Origin of the sequence: Intrasporangium sp. (genome assembly GCF_036566125.1) — a bacterium.
Taxonomy (GTDB): Bacteria; Actinomycetota; Actinomycetes; order Actinomycetales; family Dermatophilaceae; genus Intrasporangium.
This window is the reverse complement of record NZ_DATCWX010000268.1, coordinates 1-4,356: the sequence shown is the minus strand read 5'-3', so window position 1 is coordinate 4,356 and position 4,356 is coordinate 1. Positions and strand designations below refer to the sequence as shown.

4 protein-coding genes are annotated in these 4,356 nt (G+C 68.8%); 2 read left to right on the top strand and 2 right to left on the bottom strand.

All coding sequences use genetic code 11. From position 1 onward, the window contains the following. The first annotated feature begins 63 nt into the window (after nucleotides 1-63). A complete protein-coding gene (locus tag VIR15_RS16665; protein ID WP_331929763.1) occupies nucleotides 64-972 on the top strand; it encodes a DUF5996 family protein in 909 nt (302 codons plus the stop codon). A 108-nt stretch (nucleotides 973-1,080) separates the two neighbouring features. Here VIR15_RS16665 and VIR15_RS16660 read toward each other — a convergent pair whose 3' ends face one another. Next, the gene (locus VIR15_RS16660; protein ID WP_331929761.1) at nucleotides 1,081-2,097 is read right to left on the bottom strand and encodes an NAD(P)-dependent alcohol dehydrogenase; all 1,017 of its coding nucleotides are present in this window, start codon (nucleotides 2,095-2,097) and stop codon (nucleotides 1,081-1,083) included. 203 nt (nucleotides 2,098-2,300) lie between these two features. On the opposite strand from VIR15_RS16660, the gene VIR15_RS16655 reads away from it, so the two are divergent. Beyond that, entirely contained in the window at nucleotides 2,301-2,771 is a 471-nt protein-coding gene (locus tag VIR15_RS16655) for a hemerythrin domain-containing protein (protein ID WP_331929759.1), read from the top strand. 55 nt (nucleotides 2,772-2,826) lie between these two features. Here the strand turns inward: VIR15_RS16655 and VIR15_RS16650 are convergent. Further along, a partial coding sequence (locus VIR15_RS16650) for a Na+/H+ antiporter NhaA (RefSeq protein WP_331929757.1) occupies nucleotides 2,827-4,356 on the bottom strand: 1,530 nt, incomplete at its 5' end.

The window sequence follows — 4,356 nt, the reverse complement described above, 5'->3', positions numbered from 1 at the left end:
CCCGTCTCAAGCCCTCGGCCAATAGACTGCCCAGACCGACTGCCGGGCCGAGGAGGACCCGCGATGAGCCAGGACACGTGGCCAGAGCTCCCGATCGACAGCTGGGAGCCGACCCGAGACACCCTCACCCTATGGCTGCAGGTCGTGGGCAAGATCCGGATGGCACGCACACCCCTGCTCAACCACTGGTGGAACGCCACTCTCTTCGTCACCTCCCGGGGGCTCACCACGTCCCTCATGCCTGACGCGCCTGGACGGGGCTTCTCGATCGACCTCGATCTCATCGACCACCGCCTCGACATCACCACCACCCTCGGTCAGACCCGCTCCATGGAGCTCGCACCCAAGTCGGTGAGCGAGTTCTACACGGAGCTCACCGGAGCACTCGCCGCCCTGGACCTGAGCACCAAGATCTGGCCCGTGCCAGTCGAGATCCCGGACGCCATCCCCTTCCCGGACGACGTCAGCCACGCCGCCTACGATCCCCAGGCCGTCACCGCGTTCTGGCGGACACTGGTCGAGGTCGAGCGCGTATTCACTGTGTTCAGAGGCCGTTTCATCGGCAAGTCCAGCCCGGTCCACCTGTTCTGGGGCGCCCTTGACCTGGCGACGTCGAGGTTCTCGGGCAGACCCGCTCCGCCATACCCGGGCAGCGCGCCCAACTGCGGCCCGCGCGTCATGCAGGAAGGCTATTCGCATGAGGTGAGCAGCGCCGGCTACTGGCCCGGCGGCGAGGGAGAGGGGATGTTCTACTCCTACGCCTACCCCGAGCCAGCGAACTACCGCACCGTGCAACCGGGGCCGCCGGAGGCCAGATTCGACAAGCAGCTCGGCGAGTTCGTGCTCCCCTACACCGCGGTGCGAACCGCGCCGGACCCCGACTCCGTGCTGCTCGACTTCTTGCAACGGACCTACGAAGCCGCAGCCACCACCGGCACGTGGGATCGCGCCGGCCTGGAGCGCTCCCGCTAGGTTTTCAAGCCTTTGGCCGTATGCCGGTGAGCTCGCTCAGGTGCCCGCGCTCGGTGCGCCGCGTGCTGGGCTCTCCCACACGCGTGGCTGGCCAGGCGCGGCGCTCCGTCAGACAGTGATGGCCACCTTGCCCCTTGCGTGGTGCGCGAGCACGTGCTCGACGGCCTCACCGGCGCGCTCCAAGGGGTAGGTCCGGTCGATGACCACGCGGACCACGCCGGACTCGAGCAGCTCAGACAGGGCCGTGAGGTTCCCTCGGTTCACTTGCAACTGAACGGTTTTGACCGTGGTCGGGCCAAGGCCCAGCACACTGGCAGACGCGATTCGTGGCAGTCCCGCGAGCAGCCCGCCCGAGTTCCCGATGCTGTTGGGGATGAGGACGCCGCCCGGCGCGAGTGCTCGAGCCGTTGCCCAGGGCGAACGGTTCATCACGTTGTCGAGGATCACGTCGTGACGCAGCCGGCCGTCGGTGTAGTCCTCTTTCGCGTAGTCGATGACGTGGTGCGCTCCCAGCGACCGGACGAGCTCGACGTTACGGCTGCTGCATACGGCGCTGACATCGGCACCGAGCGACGCGGCGATCTGGACCGCCATGGTGCCAACGCCACCCGAGGACCCGTTTACGAGGACCCGTGTGCCGGGCCCCACCGTGCCCACGTCGCGGATCGCGGTGAGGGCCGTCAGACCGGTCATGACCGACGCGGCCGCCTCCTCGAAGCTGAGGCCCGCCGGCTTGCGCACGAGCTGAGACGCCGGCAAGACGGTGTACTCGGCGAACGTTCCCGCCCGAGCTCCAATGGTGCCGTCCCAGACGGACCCGAAGACCTCGTCGCCCGAAGCGAGGTCGACAACGTCCCGGCCCACGGCCTCCACCACCCCTGCGACGTCGCTGCCCCGGACGGGGTGGGACGGTCGCCGCAGGCCGGACTTGAGACGAAGGACGTATGGCACTCCGGTGACGGTGATCCAGTCGGGGGTGTTGACGCTCGTGGCCCGTACCCGCACGAGCACGTCGAGCGGACCCACCGGGGGTCTGGCGATGTGCTCGGGCCGAAGCACGCGGGCCGGCGAGCCGTAGCCGTCTTGGACGATCGCACGCATCGTCGTGGTCTTGGTCGTCGGCATGCTCATCCGCTCGGTTACAAAAACGCTGCTGGCACTTGGCCCTTACGTCGTAAGGCTAAGGCTTACGGTGTAAGTACACAAGACGTCGAGGGGCCAGTTGTGAGATCGCACTGGGACTTGACTCACATCAATGACTGCCTCCACTCCCGGTGGTCGAATGGGCGCAACGGCGGGATACACCCGCCCGGAGGTTGGAGAGCATCATGACCACCACTGCACCCGAGCGCGATGAGGCCGCCGCCGACGCGATCCGGCGCCACCACGAGCATCTCGTCGCAGAGCTCGAGCAACTCGCCGCTGACCTTGCGAACTCGGCAGGGCAGCCGTCCGGCTTCGAGCACCCCAAGGCCCAGATCGTCACGTGGGCGCGGGCCGTCCTCGCGCCACACGCCGCCGGCGAGGAGAGGACGCTCTACCGCGCTGCGGCGGAGACCGAGGCCGGTCGGCTACTCATCACCAGCATGATTGCCGAGCACGGTGTCATCCTAGGGATGGTCGACGCGCTCGAGGCGACCACCGATCCGGTTGCAGCGGCCGCCTGGGCCGAGGCACTGCGTCGCGTCTTCGCCAGCCACGCGGCCAAGGAGAACGACCTCGTCCTGCCGCTGCTCGTTGCCGAGCCGAAGGTCGACCTGGCCGAGCTCCTCGAGGACCTGCACGAGGAAGCGCACTGAGTGCGCCCTCACATCCTGCTCCGCCAGGCGGAGCAGGATGCGAGTCGGCGGCACGTCAGGGGCCGCGGACATCCGCCTGCCGGCTGGCCTCGAGCTCGGCGATGAGCGTCTGGGCGTCGTACGGCCCGACATGGCGGCGCTCCCCGACGAAGAACGTCGGCGTCCCTCGCGCACCGCTGGCCTCCGCGCTCATCACATCTTCTCGGACCCGCTCAGCGTGCACGTCCTCGTCGAGGTCGCGCAGGAAGCGTTCGACATCGAGCCCCAGTTTGCCGGCATAGCCAGCCAGGTCCTCCGTCTCCAGTTCGTCCTGATGCTCGAAGAGCACGTCGTGCATCTCCCAGAACCGCCCCTGCGCCCCCGCCGCCTCGGCAGCTGCGGCGGCGAGCTCGGCGTGGGGATGGACGTCCGGGAGGGGCAGGTGCCGCATCACGTAGCGCAGCTCGTCGCCGAAGTGGGCACGGACCTCGGCGACCACGCCTGTTGCACGCCCGCAGAACGGGCACTCGAAGTCCGAGTACTCGAGCAGCGTCAGCGGCGCCGTCGCCGAGCCGCGGATGTGGTCGCGGGTGGGGTCCACCGGACGGTCCAGCACCATGGGCAGCCCCGCAGACGTCTCCCCGTGGAAGACGGCGGCCAGCTTGAAGACCAGCCATCCCAACAACGTGGCGAGGACGAGTGAGAGGAGCACCCCGACGGTCGCCTCATCCTGCAACTCCGGCCCGAAAGCCAACCCGAGGATGAGCAACGCAACCGTGAAGCCGATGCCGGAAAGCGCTGCACCGCCGAGGATCTGGCCGGGGCCGACGCCCTGCGGGAGCGCGCCCACACCGAGCCGGGCACCGAGCAGCGCGACTCCCCCGATTCCGACGAACTTGCCGACGACGAGACCGAGGACGACGCCCCACGTCACGGGTGACCGCAGTGCCTCACCGAGGACCCCGCCACGCAGGTCCACCCCGGCGTTCGCGAGCGCGAAGACCGGCACGATGACGTAGCTCGTCCAGGGGTGCAGCACGATCTGCATCCGCTCGTTGACCGGCACCGCGCGCACGAGCGCTGTCTGCGCGGACCGCCCCACATCGGCGAGCGGTGACTGCCGGAACGCGTGGAACCGACGGGCCGCCTGCTCGACTGCCTGCCGGTGCGGTGCGTATGAGGGCACGAGCAGCCCAGCCACCATCCCGGCGACGGAGGCGTGCAGCCCCGAGGCGACGGTCGCGAGCCAGAGCACGAGGATCGTGACGGCGTAGGGCCAGGTCCGCCACACCCTCATCCGCCCCAGCACGACGAGAACGGCCACGGCCACGAGCGCGACGGCCAGGGCGGTGACGTTGAGCTCGTCCGAGTACACGAACCCGATGACCGAGACGGCGACGATGTCGTCAACCACCGTCAACGTCAGCAGGAACACGCGCAGCTGGGTTGACGTTGTCGGCCCGACGAGCGCAAGCGTGCCGAGGAGGAACGCGGTGTCCGTGCCGATGACGATGCCCCAGCCGTTGGCTCCCTCTCCGGAGGGGTTGACGAGCAGGTAGAGCAGCGCAGGCACCACCATGCCGCCAACGCCCGCGAGCAGCGGCAG